General features: G+C 67.0%; 11 protein-coding genes. 2 read left to right on the forward strand and 9 right to left on the reverse strand.

Features of this window, described 5'->3' with window-relative positions; all coding sequences use genetic code 11:
* Positions 1-263 precede the first annotated feature (263 nt).
* Positions 264-2,213, forward strand: coding sequence for a SurA N-terminal domain-containing protein (locus ACZY0R_RS23605; protein ID WP_488861655.1), 1,950 nt, complete (start codon positions 264-266; stop codon positions 2,211-2,213).
* A 76-nt stretch (positions 2,214-2,289) separates the two neighbouring features.
* On the opposite strand, the gene ACZY0R_RS23610 is transcribed toward ACZY0R_RS23605, so the two are convergent.
* On the reverse strand, positions 2,290-2,961 hold the full coding sequence (locus tag ACZY0R_RS23610; protein WP_488861656.1) for an arylesterase: 672 nt from the start codon (positions 2,959-2,961) through the stop codon (positions 2,290-2,292).
* Between ACZY0R_RS23610 and ACZY0R_RS23615 the strand changes: the two genes are divergently transcribed.
* A complete protein-coding gene (locus ACZY0R_RS23615; RefSeq protein ID WP_045237779.1) occupies positions 2,960-3,658 on the forward strand; it encodes an ABC transporter ATP-binding protein in 699 nt (232 codons plus the stop codon). The genes ACZY0R_RS23610 and ACZY0R_RS23615 overlap by 2 nt on opposite strands.
* A gap of 17 nt (positions 3,659-3,675) precedes the next feature.
* Here ACZY0R_RS23615 and pgi read toward each other — a convergent pair whose 3' ends face one another.
* The 8 genes from pgi to ACZY0R_RS23655 all read right to left on the reverse strand — a co-directional run bounded on the left by pgi (position 3,676) and on the right by ACZY0R_RS23655 (position 13,950).
* A complete protein-coding gene (gene pgi, locus ACZY0R_RS23620; protein ID WP_488861657.1) occupies positions 3,676-5,322 on the reverse strand; it encodes a glucose-6-phosphate isomerase in 1,647 nt (548 codons plus the stop codon).
* 236 nt (positions 5,323-5,558) lie between these two features.
* Complete coding sequence (locus ACZY0R_RS23625) at positions 5,559-6,530, reverse strand: DMT family transporter (RefSeq protein ID WP_488861658.1); 972 nt, start codon at positions 6,528-6,530, stop codon at positions 5,559-5,561.
* The gene (locus tag ACZY0R_RS23630) at positions 6,527-8,161 is read right to left on the reverse strand and encodes an NAD(P)H-hydrate dehydratase (RefSeq protein WP_488861659.1); all 1,635 of its coding nucleotides are present in this window, start codon (positions 8,159-8,161) and stop codon (positions 6,527-6,529) included. The genes ACZY0R_RS23625 and ACZY0R_RS23630 overlap by 4 nt, the downstream gene beginning before the upstream one ends.
* Positions 8,162-8,163: 2 nt before the next feature.
* Positions 8,164-9,444: a D-amino acid dehydrogenase gene (locus ACZY0R_RS23635; protein ID WP_488861660.1), complete on the reverse strand. Its 1,281-nt coding sequence runs from the start codon at positions 9,442-9,444 to the stop codon at positions 8,164-8,166.
* A gap of 64 nt (positions 9,445-9,508) precedes the next feature.
* Positions 9,509-10,819: a TRAP transporter large permease gene (locus tag ACZY0R_RS23640; RefSeq protein ID WP_488861662.1), complete on the reverse strand. Its 1,311-nt coding sequence runs from the start codon at positions 10,817-10,819 to the stop codon at positions 9,509-9,511.
* Positions 10,819-11,370, reverse strand: coding sequence for a TRAP transporter small permease subunit (locus ACZY0R_RS23645; RefSeq protein WP_045237775.1), 552 nt, complete (start codon positions 11,368-11,370; stop codon positions 10,819-10,821). Before ACZY0R_RS23645 ends, ACZY0R_RS23640 begins: the two co-directional genes overlap by 1 nt.
* A 118-nt stretch (positions 11,371-11,488) precedes the next feature.
* Positions 11,489-12,451, reverse strand: a complete 963-nt coding sequence (locus tag ACZY0R_RS23650) for a TRAP transporter substrate-binding protein (protein WP_488866126.1) — start codon at positions 12,449-12,451, stop codon at positions 11,489-11,491.
* Positions 12,452-12,606: 155 nt separating this feature from the next.
* The gene (locus ACZY0R_RS23655) at positions 12,607-13,950 is read right to left on the reverse strand and encodes an amidase (protein ID WP_488861665.1); all 1,344 of its coding nucleotides are present in this window, start codon (positions 13,948-13,950) and stop codon (positions 12,607-12,609) included.
* Between the last annotated feature and the right edge of the window lie 248 nt (positions 13,951-14,198).

The raw sequence follows: 14,198 nt of genomic DNA on the forward strand, positions 1-14,198 counted from the left end.
CAGCGGCGCCATGTGCCGGCACGGGTGCGGGCCCTGATCGAGTATTTGGCTGTGTTTTGCGCTGCCGAGCCAGTGCTGGCGTGAGGGGGACGGTACGCGACATCGCAGGTTTCTTGTCCGGGCCGGATGTCATCGGGCATTGCCCGGCGAGGCTGCACCGGCCGTTGTCCGGGTGGTGGTGGCCGCCAAATCGCGTGAAGCTTGCCGCTCCTGATAGAATCCCGGAGTTTGCCGTTCGGTACCAACCCTTTTCCTGAGTCAGCATGCTTGATTTCGTACGCAACAACCGGCGCTTGATGCTTTTGCTGCTGCTGGTGCTTGTCTTCCCGTCGTTCGTGTTCTTCGGCGTGGAGAGCTACTCGCGTTTCATGGACAGCTCGCACGATCTTGCCAAGGTCGATGGCCGCGCTATCACGGCGCAGGAAGTGGATAATGTGGTGCGTGACCAGAGCGAGCGCATGCGCCAGATGCTCGGCGCGAACTACGACCCGCGCCAGTTCGAAGGCGCGCTGGCGCGCCAGCAGGTGCTCGACCAGCTGATCATGCAGCGCGTGGTGGCCAATGAGGTGGCCAACAAGCACCTCACGGTGTCCAACGAACGCCTGTTCGAGACCATCAGCAGCATTCCCGCCATCGCCCAGTTGCCGAAGAAGAAGGACGGCACCATCGACGACAAGGCCTATGTCGACCTGCTCGCCCAGCAAGGCATGACGCCGGAGCAGTTCGATGCGCGCATGCGTTTCGATCTCGCCACCCAGCAGCTCGGCACTTCCATCGCTGCCACGGCCTTCGTGCCGAAGTCCTTGCTCGACCGCCTGATCGCCATTCGCGACCAGCAGCGCGAGGTGCAGGCGCTGCAGCTCAAGCCGGCCGAATTCGCCGCCAAGGTCAATCCCGACGAAGCCGCGTTGAAGGCGTACTACGACAGCCACAAGGCGCAGTTCTCGGTGCCCGAGCAGGCCAAGGTCGAATACCTGGTGCTGTCGGCCGACGCGCTGGCGGCATCGACGCCGGTTACGCCCGAAGAGCTCAAGTCCTACTACGACAGCAACATCGCGCGCTTCCGTACGGAAGAGCAGCGCCGCGCCAGCCATATCCTGATCGGCTCGCCCAAGGATGCCCCGGCGGCGGATCGCCAGGCTGCCAAGGAAAAGGCCACCAAGCTGCTCGAGGACCTGCGCAAGCATCCCGAAACGTTTGCCGATGTGGCCCGCAAGCAATCGCAGGATCCGGGCTCCGCGGAGAAGGGCGGCGACCTCGGCTTCATGGGCCGCGGCGCGCTGGTCAAGCCGTTCGAGGATGCGATGTATGCGCTCAAGGATGGCCAGATCAGCGACGTGGTGGAGACCGACTACGGCTACCACATCATCAAGCTCACCGGCATCAAGGCTGACGAAACCAAGCCGCTCGACCAGGTCCGTACCGAACTGGAAGTCGAATTGCGCAAGCAGCTCGCCGCCAAGAAGTACACCGAACTGGCTGATTCGTTCGGCAACACGGTCTACGAACAGTCCGACAGCCTCAAGCCCGCTGCCGACAAGTTCAATCTGGCCATCCAGAGCGCCGACAACGTGACCCGCCAGCCCAACCCGGCGCTGGGCGTGCAAAGCCCGCTCAACAACGAGAAGCTGCTCAAGGCCGTGTTCAGCGACGATTCCGTCAAGAACAAGCGCAATACCGAAGCCGTGCAGGTGGGCCCGACCACGCTGGTGGCGGCACGTATCGTCGAATATCGCCCGGCCACGGTACGCCAGTTTGAAGACGTGCAGGCCAAGGTGCGCGAAGGCTATATCGCCCAACAGGCGGCCAAGCTCGCCGTGAAGGCGGGTGCGGAGCGTCTCGAGGCGTTGAAGAAGAGCGGAGTCGCCGACGGCTTCGGCGCGCCGGTAACGGTCTCTCGCGCCAAGGCCGATGGCCTGCCGCCGAAGGCGGTCGAAGCCGTGATGCGGGCCGATACCGCCAAGCTGCCCGCGTTCGTGGGCGTGGACCTTGGTGCCGCCGGCTACGCCATCTATCGCATCGGTAAGGTCAGCCAGCCTGCGCAGGCCGATGCCGCGCAACGCCAGGGCGAGGCCCAGCAACTGGGGCAGATGGTTGGCCAGAGCCAGCTGGAGGCCTTCTACGAGAGCCTGAAGGACCGGGCCAAGGTGAAGCTGCTCAAGCCCGCCACCACGACGGAAGCGGGTGCCGCCAGCGGTGCTGGCGCGCAGTAATCGCTGTCCGCAAACATGAAAAAGGCGCCTCCGGGCGCCTTTTTCATGATCCGCGGCGCTTGCGCGCCGCAAGGGCTTAGCGCCCCGCGGTCCGGGCTGCCGGTGCCTTCAGCAGTGGCTTGAGCTGCGGCCAGACGGTATCGAGCAGCGTGCCCTGCGCTTGTGCCGTGGGATGAATGCGGTCAGCCTGGAACCACTCTGGCCTGGCGACGACCTGCTCCAGCAGGAAGGGCACCAGCCGGACCTTGTATTCGCCGGCCAGCCTGGGGTAGAGCGAGAAGAATCGCTCGGTGTAGTCCGGCCCGTAGTTGGGCGGGATGCGCATCCCCACGAGCAGCACACCGGCCTTGGCTTGCTGCGCGCTGGTGACGATGCTGCGCAGGTTGGCCTCGGTGGTTTGCAGCGGCAGGCCGCGCAAGGCATCGTTGGCGCCCAGTTCGACGATGACCACCGCAGGGCGGTGCCGCGCCAGCAGGTCGGGCAGGCGTGTCTTGCCGCCTACCGTGGTCTCGCCGCTGATGCTGGCATTCACGACGCTATAATCGAAACGCTCCGCCCGCAGCCGTGTCTCCAGCAGCTTGACCCAGCCGGCATCGCGCGCGATGCCGTATTCCGCGGACAGGCTGTCGCCCAGCACCAGGATGGCGGGCGTTGCCGCCCGGGCCATCGACGCCGCCGCAGGCAGCAGCGTGGCCGTGCATACCGCCAGCGCCAGCTTTCGCCAACCGCACCAGAACTTCTTGCTCATGTCTTCATCCATTCTTGCAGTCGAGTCATTAGGAAAGACCGTAGCCGACACGACGGGTTCGCTGACGATTTTGCATGACGTCACGTTTTCCGTCACGCCCGGCGAAACGCTGGCCATTGTCGGCGCATCCGGCTCGGGCAAGTCAACCCTGCTTGGCTTGCTGGCGGGCCTTGACTTGCCTACCACGGGCACCGTCAGGCTCAATGGCCAGGATCTGTTCCAGCTCGACGAAGACCAGCGGGCCGCGCAGCGCGGGCGCCATGTGGGCTTTGTGTTCCAGTCTTTCCAGCTGGTCGGGCACCTGAATGCCCTGGAGAACGTGATGCTGCCGCTGGAACTGCGCGGCGAAACCGCCGGCGTACGCGAGCGCGCCGCCGACATGCTTGCGCGGGTAGGGTTGGGCGGGCGCCTGTCCCACTATCCGCGCACGCTCTCCGGCGGCGAGCAGCAGCGCGTGGCGCTGGCGCGCGCCTTTGTGGCGCGTCCCGATATTCTCTTTGCCGATGAGCCTACCGGCAGTCTGGACACGGCTACCGGCGAGGCCGTGATTGCGTTGATGTTCGAACTCAATCGCGATGCCGGCTCAACGCTGGTGCTGGTCACGCACGATCGCTCCGTGGCGGCCCGCTGCGGGCGCATCCTGACCATCGACGCCGGCCGCGTGGCCAGCGACGAATGGATGACGGCCCCGGTGTAAGGAGGGGCGGCCCGGTGTCAGGCGTTGCCCAGTGCCGCCCGCGCCCGCGCGATCAGGGCGCTGGTGGAGGCATCTTGCGCGGGCTCCTGGCCACTGGCGGCCGCGTTGGCGTCGCCAGTGAGTTCGCATTCGATCGGCTTGGCCAGGATCTTGCCCAGTTCCACGCCCCACTGGTCGAATGAATTGATGTTCCACACCACGCCCTGCACAAAGGTGCGGTGCTCATAGAGCGCGATCAGCGCGCCGAGCGTGTGCGGCGTGACGTCTTCCATCAGCAGCGTGTTGCTTGGGCGATTGCCCTCGAACACCATGTGGGCGATACGGATTTCATCGCTCAGGCCGCTCGCGCGCAGTTCCTCCGCGGTGCGTCCGCGCATGAGCGCCTCGGCCTGGGCAAAGCAATTGGCAAGCAGCTTGGCATGATGACCGGGCAGGACGCGCGGGGGCCGCAGCGGCGCCACGAAATCCACCGGCACGATCTGCGAGCCCTGGTGGATCAGCTGGAAATAAGCATGCTGGCCGTTGGTGCCGGCGGAGCCCCAGACCACCGGCGCGGTATGGGTGCGCACGTGCCGGCCATCCAGTTGGACGGATTTGCCGTTGCTCTCCATTTCCAGTTGCTGCAGGAAGGCGGGAAACAATTCGAGCGAGGTCGAATACGGTGCCATGCAACTGGTCGGCATGCCGAAGAAATTGCGGTACCAGATGCCGATCATCCCCAGCACGACCGGCATGTTGCGCTCCAGCGGCGCACTGCTGAAATGCTCATCCATGGCACGGCCGCCGGCCAGCAGCTCGGCGAAGGCGTCGAAGCCCACGGCCAGCGCGATCGACAGCCCGACCGAGGACCACAGCGAGAAACGCCCGCCGATCCAGTCCCAGAATTCGAACATGTGCGCGGGGTTGATGCCGAAAGCGCGCACCGCCTCCACGTTGGTCGATACGGCGGCAAAATGGCTGGCCAGCTGGTCCTTGGCCACGCCCCTGTCGAGGAACCACTGGCGCGCGCTACAGGCATTGGCCATGGTTTCCAGCGTGGTGAAGGTCTTCGAGCAGACAATCACCAGGGTCTGCTCCGGGTCGAGCCGGTCCAGGGTTTCGGCCAGCTCGGTGCCGTCCACATTCGAGACGAAATGCATGCGCGGCCCGTTGCCGGCCAGGTGCGAGAGCGCGCGGCACACCATGCGCGGGCCGAGGTCCGAGCCGCCGATGCCGATATTGATGACGTCCGTGATGCGCTTGCCCGTGGCGCCGGTCCAGTCGCCGCTGCGCACGCGTTCCGAGAACACCCGCATGCGCTCCAGTACGTCGTGAATGGCGGGCATCACCGTCTTGCCATCCACCTTGAAGCTTGCGTCGGGACCGGCGCGCAACGCAATGTGCAGCACCGCGCGGTCCTCGGTGGCGTTGATGTGGTCGCCCGCGAACATGGCATCCCGGCGCTTGGGTACGCCGGCTTCGTCCGCCAGTTGCATCAGCAACGCCATGGTCTGCGGCGTGATGCGGTTTTTCGCGAAGTCGAGATACAGGCCTGCCGCCTCCAGCGAGAACTGCTTGACGCGCTGGCTGGCGGAGCCGTCGGCGAACCACTCGCGCATCGGCGTTTCGCGAATGGCGTCGTGATGTTGCAGGAGAGAGTGCCAGGCGTGTAGGTCTGTGGGCATGCGTGCGTAATTCTTGAAGGCCAGCGCGGAAGTACCGTTCTAAGCTAGGTTTCAGCCATATTTTATTGCTCCCGGGCAGGCCGTTTGGCGGGCCTGGTCCGGCCGTCGGGAGCGGCTTAAGTATAACGCGCACTTTTGGCGTGACTTTAGGATTTGGCAGCAAAGCACGGCATTGATGCCATTAGCAGAAACAATAGCAGGGCGAAGCCTGTCCGGCTGTCGGTGGTGTTCTGACATCAGCCCGGGCGGCCAAGCCGGCGGGCGACCGCGCGCAACGCCGATTCCCCTCCCGCCACGCAAACGCCGCCGACGCAGATCACCGCCACGCCCAGCGCCGTGATCCAGTCCGGCAACTGGCCGAATGCCAGGTAGCCGATCGTCGTGGCCGACAGGATCTGCAAATAGAGGAAGGGGCTGAGAAACGAGGCATCGGCGTACTGGAACGCCCGGATCACAAAATAGTGCCCAACCGAACCGGTAATGCCGGTGCTCACCAGCAGCACCGCTTGCAGGGGCGTGGGCACCGCCTGGAACCAGAAGAAGGGCACCAGCAGCGTGGTCAGGGCGGCGCCGGTGACGCCACTCTGGATCAGGGTGGTCATGGGGGCGTCGTGCGCGGCAATGCGCCGGGTCAGCATCTGCATCAGCGCGAACACGAGGGCGGACAGCAGGCCCAGCGCAATGCCCGCCCCGCTTAGTTCGCCGCCCGGCCGCACCACGATCAGCATGCCGGCGAAGCCGATCGCCACGCCACTCCAGCGGCTGACGCGTGCATGCCGTCCCGGCCGCTCGCCCAGCAGCCAGGGCGACAACGCCACCACGAAGAGCGGGGCGCAGAAATTGAGCGCGGTGGCCTCGGCCAGCGGCATCAGCTTGAGCACGCTGAAGAACACCAGGGTCGAAACCAGCATCAGCCCGCCGCGCAGCCATTGCAGGCCTGGCTTCACCGGACGCCATTGCTGGCGGAAGCGCGCCGGCCCGAGCAGCAGGAAGACGGCGATCACATGGCCGACATAGCGCACCCAGGCTACCGCTGCCACCGGCAGGCCTTGCTGCGTCAGCGTCTTGCTGCTGGCGTCCAGCAGGCTGAGGATCCACTGGCCGAGCACCAGCAGGGCGATGCCGGTGAGCAGCTGGCGCCGGGCGGGCGAAGCGGCTGTGGCGCTTGCGGCGGACCGATGTGTAACGCTGTCGGTGGCCTTGTTCATGTGCCGCGCGGACCTCGCAGCAAGGCATTGAACAGGCTGCGCATCGGCGTGTAGAGCTCGCTGGCGGTGAGGCCGGCGGGGCCGGTGCCATGCGCCACCAGGTGGTCGGCGGCGCGTCCGTGCAGCCAGACCGCCGTCTGCGCCGCCTGTAGCGCCGGCATGCCCTGGGCGAGCAGGGCGCCGATCATGCCGGCCAGCACGTCGCCGGTGCCGGCAGTCGCCAGCCCGGCGTTGCCGGTCGGGTTGACCGACAGCGCTACGTTGCCGCTGGTGTCGGGTGGCGCCGCGATCACTGTGCCGGAGCCTTTGAGCACGATTACGGCCTGCCATTGCGTAGCCAGCAAGCGTGCCGCCGCCAGGCGGTCGCGCTGGATTTCCGCCACGCCGAGGCCGGCCAGCCGGGCGGCTTCGAGCGGGTGGGGTGTCATCACGCGCACCAGCGGGCTGCCCTCCAGCATGGCAGCGAGCGCGGCATCCGAGGCGAGCAGGTTCAGCGCGTCGGCGTCCAGTACCAGGGCGGGCAACTCGGCTGCGCAGGCGCTGCCGTGCAGCAGTTGCGCGAACTGCTCGCGTGCCGCCGTGCCGGTGCCCATGCCCGGGCCGACCACCAGCGCGGACATGGCAGACAGCGCGATCTCCGCGATCGGGTGCAGCATCAGTTCCGGGTGCACGGGGTCGAGCAGCGGCGCGGGCTGCGCCAGGAAGCCGATGTGCACGCGCCCGGCGCCAAGGTGCAGCGCCGCGCGCGCGCCGAGCAGCGGCGCGCCGGTCATGCCGATGCCGCCGCCGATCACGGCGAGCGAGCCGAACGTGCCCTTGTTGGTGGCATGGCGGCGCGCGGGCAGTGCCCTGGCGAACGAAGCCGGCACGTTGACCGTGGCGCAGGCCGGCCGGGCCGGGGGGTAGGGCAAGCCCAGCGGGGCGATATCGACTTCACCCGCGCAATCGCGCCCATCGAGCGTCAGCAGGCCCGGTTTGGCCGCAATAAAGGTCAGCGTGCGGCAGGCGCGGACCGCCGGCGCGCCGGCGCCGGTATCGGCGAACAGCCCGCTCGGGATATCGAGCGCGAACACCGGCAACCCTGAGTCCGCCAGATGCGCGATCCACTGGGCCATGAAGCCATCGGCGGCACGGTTCAGGCCGATGCCGAGCAGGCCGTCGACCAGCGCGCGGGTATCCCCGGGAATCGCAGGCAGGGTGCCGTGGCAGGCCGTCTCCGGCACCGCGCGCAGCGTGACGCCCGCCGCGCGCGCCTCGAGCCAGGCGCGGCCGGCGTCGGCGGGCAGGCGATCGGGCTCGGCTGTCAGCCACACCTGGACCTGGCGCCCAGCCTGGTGCAGACGGGTGGCAGCCACCAGTGCGTCGCCGCCGTTGTTGCCGGGTCCGGCCAGCAACAGCAGCGGGCCAGCCGGGGCATGGTGCGCCAGCCAGGCGGCCGCGGTATTTCCTGCCCGCGTCATCAGTTCGAAGGCGGGCAAGCTGGCCATGGCGGTGGCCTCGACGTGGCGGATGGCCGCCACGTCGTAAAGCGGGATCTCGCTGGCGCTGGCAGTGTCCAGGGGCAGCCAGGCGTCGGCGGGCAGCACCGTGGCTGGCGCGTGCGTGGGCGGGATCTGGGTAGGGGTTTGCATGGTCAGCGCGGGCCTAAGCCGTAGCGGGCGGGGGTCAGGCCGTCCAGGTCGATGCCGGGGCGGTTGCCCGCGATCAGGTCGGCGGCGATGCGGCCGGAGCCGCATGCCATGGCCCAGCCCGTGGAGCCGTGACCCAGGTTGAGAAAAAGGCCGGGCACGGCGGTGGCGCCAATCAGCGGCGGGCCGTCAGGCAGCATGGGGCGGGCGCCGGCCCATAGCGTGGCGTTGTCATAGTGGCCGGCGACGGGAAACCAGTCGCGCACCACCTTGAGCAAGGTGTTGATGGCCGCGGGGCGCAGGTCGAGCTTGCGCGAGCCGAGTTCGGCGGTGCCGGCAATCCGCATGCGGTTGCCCATGCGCGTGATGGCCACCTTGTACGACTCGTCCATCAGCGCGGCCAGCGGCGCCTGCAGTTCGTCGCTGACCTGCACCGTGGCGGAGTAGCCTTTGACCGGGTAGAGCGGGATGCGCAGGCCAAGCGGACGCAGCAAGGCGGCGCTGGCGACGCCGGCGCTCACCAGTACGCGATCGGCGGCGAGTGTTTCGCGCATGGCGCCGGCAGCGCCGGCGCGCCGGTCCAGCGCGAGTTTGCCGCCCGGCAGCGGCCGCAGCGCACAGGCATGGCTGTCCATGACGAAGCGCGTGCCGGCGGCTTCCGCCAGCACGCGCAGCCGGCGCACGAACATCGGGCAATTGCCGGATTCGTCCTCGGGCAGGTGCAGCCCGCCGGCCAGCGGCGTGTCGGTGGTGAGGCCGGGCTCGATGCGCCGGCAGCCGTCGGCATCGACCAGCCGGTGCGGCACCTTGTGCTCGCGCAGCAAGGCCAGCGCCGGTTCGGCCAGGCCCCGGTCGCGCTCGGTGCGGAACAGTTGCAGGTAGCCTTGCGACTGCTCGTAGTCGATCCCCAGCTGGCTGCGCAGCGTGTGCAGGCAGTCCCGGCTGTAGAAGGCCAGGCGCTGCATGCGCAGCTTGTTGACGCGGTAGCGCTCCAGCGTGCATTCGCCCAGCCAGCGCGCGATCCAGCGCCACATGGCCGGATCGGCGCTGGGCCGGAACAGCACGGGCGAGGTGCTGGCAAAGAGGTTGCGCAGCACCTTGCCCGGCATGCCGGGCGCGGCCCACGGGGTAACGTAGCCGGGCGCGATCACGCCGGCATTGCCGAAGCTGGATTCCTGCGCCGGCGCGGCGCGCCGTTCAACCACGGTCACTTCGAAGCCGGCTTCGCGCAGGTACCAGGCGGAGCAGACGCCGATCACGCCGGCGCCGATGACGATCACATGCATGGCACTCCGTAGAGGGCCGGACCGGCCCTCGCTGTCTTTCGGCGCCATCGGCCAAAGCCGATGGCTACTTCAACTCTTTTTGCATGACCACGTCGGGCAGCCAGGTGACGATTTCCGGCCATACGGTGACGATGGCGATCGCCACCACCATCATCATGAAGAATGGCAGCGACACCCGCGCTATGTAGTTGCTGTCCTTGCCTGTCATGCTCTGCAGCACGAACAGGTTGAACCCCACCGGCGGCGTCACTTCGGCGATTTCCACCAGCAGCACGATGAATATCCCGAACCATACCAGATCGAAACCCGCCGCCTGCACCATCGGCAGCACCGTGGCGGTGGTCAGCGCGATCATGGAAATCCCGTCGAGCGCGGTCCCCAGCAGGATATAGATCACCGTCAGCACCGCGATCAGCGCCCATGGCGACAGGTGCATCGCGGCCACCCATTCCGCCAGCGCGCGCGGGATGCCCGTGAAGCTCATGGTCACCGACAGGAAGGAGGTGGCGCCCAGCACGAACATGATCATCGCGGTCAGCCGGGTGGCCGACATCAGGCTTTCCCAGAAGGCCTTGCGCGTCAGCGATCCGCCCACCCACGCCAGCGCCAGCGAGGCCACCACGCCGTATGCCGCAGCCTCCGTGGCGGTGGAGTAGCCGGTGATCATGATCCAGGTGATAAAGGCGATCAGCACCATGCAGGGCATCAGCTGGCGGATCGAGGCGAGCCGCGAGCGCCAGTCGAAGCGTTCCGCCTGCGGCGTCTTGTCCGGGTTCGACAGCGCCCACACCACGATATAGCCGGAGAACAGCAGCATCAGCAGCAGGCCGGGCAGGAAGCCGGCCAGGAACACGCGGATGATCGACACATCGGCCGAGACCGCATAGACCACCATGGTGATCGAAGGCGGAATCAGGATGCCGAGCGTGCCGGCGCACGACAGCGAGCCCAGCGTGACGCGCTCGTCGTAGCCGCGCCGCGTCAGCTCGGGCAGCGCGGACTTGGCGATGGTGGCGCAGGTGGCGGCCGACGAGCCCGACACGGAGCCGAAGATGCCGCACCCCAGGATGTTGACGTGCATCAGCCGCCCCGGCAGCCAGTTCAGCCAGGGCGACAGCCCGTTGAACATCTGCTCGGACAGCTTGGTGCGGAAGAGTATCTCGCCCATCCAGACAAAGAGCGGCAACGATGCCAGCGTATAGGAAGCGCTGGACGACCACCAGGCATTGGCCAGATTGACCAGCGCATCGCGGTCGGCGAAGACCACCAGCCCCACCCAGGAGGTGACGGCGATGGCAACCGGAATCCACGCGCCGATGACCAGGAAGACGATCATCACCACCAGCAGGATCAGGGAAATCAGGACGGTGCTCATCAGACGGTCTCCCCGAAATCGCCGGCGGCCAGCTTGGCTTCCTGCGCCAGCTGGTAGCGCGGCTTTTGCCGGCGCGCCACGCGCTGCAGTTCGTCGAGCACCGCCAGCATGAAGCCGGCGCAGCCCAGCACCGCGAAGCTCTGCGGAATCCACAGCGGCACCACGATCTGGCCCTGCGAGACATCGCCGATTTCCCAGCTCTGCCAGGCGAAGGAGAACAAGGCCCAGGTGGCATAGGCGGCGAACACCGCGCAGATGACCAGCGAGACCAGCTCGAGCCACCAGCGCATGCGCGGCTTGACGGCCTCCAGCAGCATTTCCACGCGCACGATGCCGCCGTGCTGGAAGGTCTGGCCAAGGACGAGGAAGGCGGAAGCGGCGCACAGCCACGCAACGATGTCGTCGCCGCCCTTGAAGATGATGGTGGTCTCGCGCGAGAACGACATCAGGATCATGATGATGCAGACCCCGAGAATGCATAGCGCACCGAGCACGGCGAACAGGTCAAGCAGCCGGTCCAGCCAGCGCTTGTTGACGGAAGAAGCTTCCATGGCGAGTGGGGAGGGAGAATGCGGTGAAAAAAGGGCGCGGGATGCTGCGGCAGCAGTGGCCGCAGCGGGGCAATGCCGCCGCGGCCGGATACGGATCGCTTGTTTCTCGCTACTTCGCTTACTTCTTGTAGGCGTCGAGAATGGCCTTGCCGTCGTCGCCGGCGCCCTTGGCCCATTCGTCCACCATCGCCTGGCCGACCTTCTGCATGTCCTGCTTGAGCTGGGGCGAGGGCGGCTGCACCGTCATGCCGTTCTTGCCGAGCACGGCCAGGTACTCACGCGTTTTCTGCTCCGATACCTGCCAGCCGCGCTTCTCGGCCTCGCCAACGGTCTTGAGCAGGGCGTCCTGGGTCGGCTTGTCCAGCGCGGCGAAAGACTTCTTGCTGACCACCAGCATGTTCTTGGGCAGCCAGGCATCGACGGTGTAGAAGTACTTCACGCTCTCCCACACCTTGGTGTCGACGCCGGTGGCGCCGGAGGACATGAAGGAGTTCACGGTCCCCGTAGCCAGTGCCTGGGCGAGATCGGCGGCCTGGATCGTCACCGGCTGCGCGCCCACGAGCTCGGCGATCTTGGAGGTGGCGGGGTTATAGGCGCGCCACTTCAGGCCCTTCATGTCGGCCGCGTTGTTGAGCGGCTTGTTGGCGTAGATGCCTTGCGGCGGCCAGGCCACCGCATACAGCAGTTTCAGGCCTTGCTTGTCGAGCACCTTGTCGGTGACAGCGCGCGAGGCCTGCCACAGCTTGTAGGAGTCCTGGTAGCTGGTGGCCAGGAAGGGCACCGCATCCACGCCGAACACCGGGTTCTCGTTGGCCAGCAGCGACATCAGGATCTCGCCCATCTGGACCTGGCCGGTCTGCACGCCGCGCTTGATCTCGTTGGCCTTGAGCAGCGAACCGTTGGGGTGGATCACGATCTTCAGCTTGCCGCCGGTGGCCTTCTCCACGTCGTTGGCCATTTGCTGCAGGTTCTCGGTGTGCAGGTTGCTGACCGGGTAGCCGGTCGGCAGGTCCCATTTGGTCTCGGCTTGCGCGGCGGACATCATGACGGAGGAGGTGGCAAGCACCCCGCCCAGCAGCATGTACTTCAGTGTTGCCTTCCCTTGCATCGATCTCTCCTGGTTGATCGTTCTGGCTGGATACGTCTTTGTCTGTCTTTGACTTTTGGTTTTTTATCTTTACTGCCCGTGCAACCTGGCTCAGGGGTTGCACGGCGGCGTGCGGCTCGGCTGGCGCCTCAGGCGGCCGGCTTGACGATGGATTCCAATGCAATTGCCGTGCCGAGCAGTTGCGCGTCGCGCAGTGCACCGTGCGAGAGCATCAGGCCAACCGGCAATTCGTCCGGCTGGTGGCAGGGCAGCGAGATCGAGCAGCCGTCAAGGAAGTTGAAGGCCGAGGTATTGCGCAGCAGCAGGGCATTGGTGCGGAAGAACAGGGCATCGTCCGCCACCAGCGGGGCGATCGGCGGCGCCACCATCGGCACGGTGGGGCAGGCCACGGCGTCGAAGCCATCGATGCGCGCCGCAACCCGCGCGATCCAGTCGGCGCGGGCGCGCATCAGGTCGACATAGTCGGCCGCGCCCATGCTGGCGCCGCGGTCGATGCGCGAGGCTACGCGGGGGTCGTATTGCTCGCGCCGGGTGGCCAGCGCGTGGCGGTGGATGGCATAGGCCTCGGCGGCGGTGAAGCCGCCCGCGGCGTTGATGGCGGGCAGTTCGGTCAGCTCGGGCAGGTCGATGTGCTCGATCTGCACGCCGGCCGCGGACAACCGGCCCAGGGCACGGTCGAAGGCGCGCGCCACGACGGGGTCGAGGTCGTCCAGCAGGTACTGGCGCGGGATGGCCAGGCGAATGCCGGCAGCGGCCTTGATGGCCGGGATGACAGCCTCGTCGGCGATCACGCTGTCCACCAGGACGCAGTCATGCACCGTGCGCGCCATGGCGCAGGCGGTATCCAGGGTGTAAGACAGCGGGAAGGCGCCGTCCAGCGGCACGCGGCGGGCAGTGGGCTTGAAGCCGGCCAGGCCGCACAGGGCCGCAGGGATGCGGATGGAACCGCCGGTATCGCTGCCCAGCCCGGCTACCGCCAGGCCCAGCGCCACGGAGACGGCGGCGCCGGAGGACGACCCGCCGGGAATGCGTGCCACCTGCGCATCCGCCGGGTTCACGGGCGTGCCGAAATGCGGGTTGATGCCCACGCCGGAGAAGGCGAACTCGGTCATGTTGGTACGCCCCACCAGGGCCGCGCCGCTGTCGCGCAGCCGGCGCACCACCGTGGCATCGGCCGTGGCCGCCGCCGCGTCGCTGCGTACCGGTGAGCCGGCGTGCGTGGCTTCGCCGGCGATATTGAACAGGTCCTTGACCGATACCGGCAGGCCCGCCAGGGGATGCAGGGGCTTGCCGGCCAGGCTGGCCGCGTCGGCCGCCCGTGCTACCTGCGCCGCGGCGTCGAAGGTGGTGCGCAGGAAGACGGCATTCGCCGCCGGCGTCTGCGCAAGCTGCGCCGCTTCGGCGATCACGTCGGCCCGCGAAGTCGCGCCATCGCGAAGTTTTGTCTGTAATGTATGGATATCGGTGGACATTGGGCTCGCGATCAATCGCGCTCAGGAGGGTTCGGATCGAGTCTATCCAGTGCGTTCGCACTGCGCAACCAGCCCGTTGCCGGGCGCGCGAAGGTCCCTGGGATAGTGCGTGAATTGTTTTCTCCGCCCTTTTTTCGTGCAGAATCCACGGTGACATCCCCGATGTTTTGCTTGGATTTATTTTGTGTTTATCCTCATAATTTGTTAATAAACTGTCAAGCCAAATATGGTGGCGGCGGCATCGGGGA

The organism is Cupriavidus sp. F041 (assembly GCF_057814235.1).

Coding starts and splice junctions, on each gene's coding strand:
- ACZY0R_RS23605 (WP_488861655.1), top strand. CDS start 264: ATGCTTGATTTCGTACGCAACAACCGGCGCTTGATGCTTTTGCTGCTG.
- ACZY0R_RS23615 (WP_045237779.1), top strand. CDS start 2,960: ATGTCTTCATCCATTCTTGCAGTCGAGTCATTAGGAAAGACCGTAGCC.
- ACZY0R_RS23610 (WP_488861656.1), bottom strand. CDS start 2,961: ATGAGCAAGAAGTTCTGGTGCGGTTGGCGAAAGCTGGCGCTGGCGGTA.
- pgi (WP_488861657.1), bottom strand. CDS start 5,322: ATGCCCACAGACCTACACGCCTGGCACTCTCTCCTGCAACATCACGAC.
- ACZY0R_RS23625 (WP_488861658.1), bottom strand. CDS start 6,530: ATGAACAAGGCCACCGACAGCGTTACACATCGGTCCGCCGCAAGCGCC.
- ACZY0R_RS23630 (WP_488861659.1), bottom strand. CDS start 8,161: ATGCAAACCCCTACCCAGATCCCGCCCACGCACGCGCCAGCCACGGTG.
- ACZY0R_RS23635 (WP_488861660.1), bottom strand. CDS start 9,444: ATGCATGTGATCGTCATCGGCGCCGGCGTGATCGGCGTCTGCTCCGCC.
- ACZY0R_RS23640 (WP_488861662.1), bottom strand. CDS start 10,819: ATGAGCACCGTCCTGATTTCCCTGATCCTGCTGGTGGTGATGATCGTC.
- ACZY0R_RS23645 (WP_045237775.1), bottom strand. CDS start 11,370: ATGGAAGCTTCTTCCGTCAACAAGCGCTGGCTGGACCGGCTGCTTGAC.
- ACZY0R_RS23650 (WP_488866126.1), bottom strand. CDS start 12,451: ATGCTGCTGGGCGGGGTGCTTGCCACCTCCTCCGTCATGATGTCCGCC.
- ACZY0R_RS23655 (WP_488861665.1), bottom strand. CDS start 13,950: ATGTCCACCGATATCCATACATTACAGACAAAACTTCGCGATGGCGCG.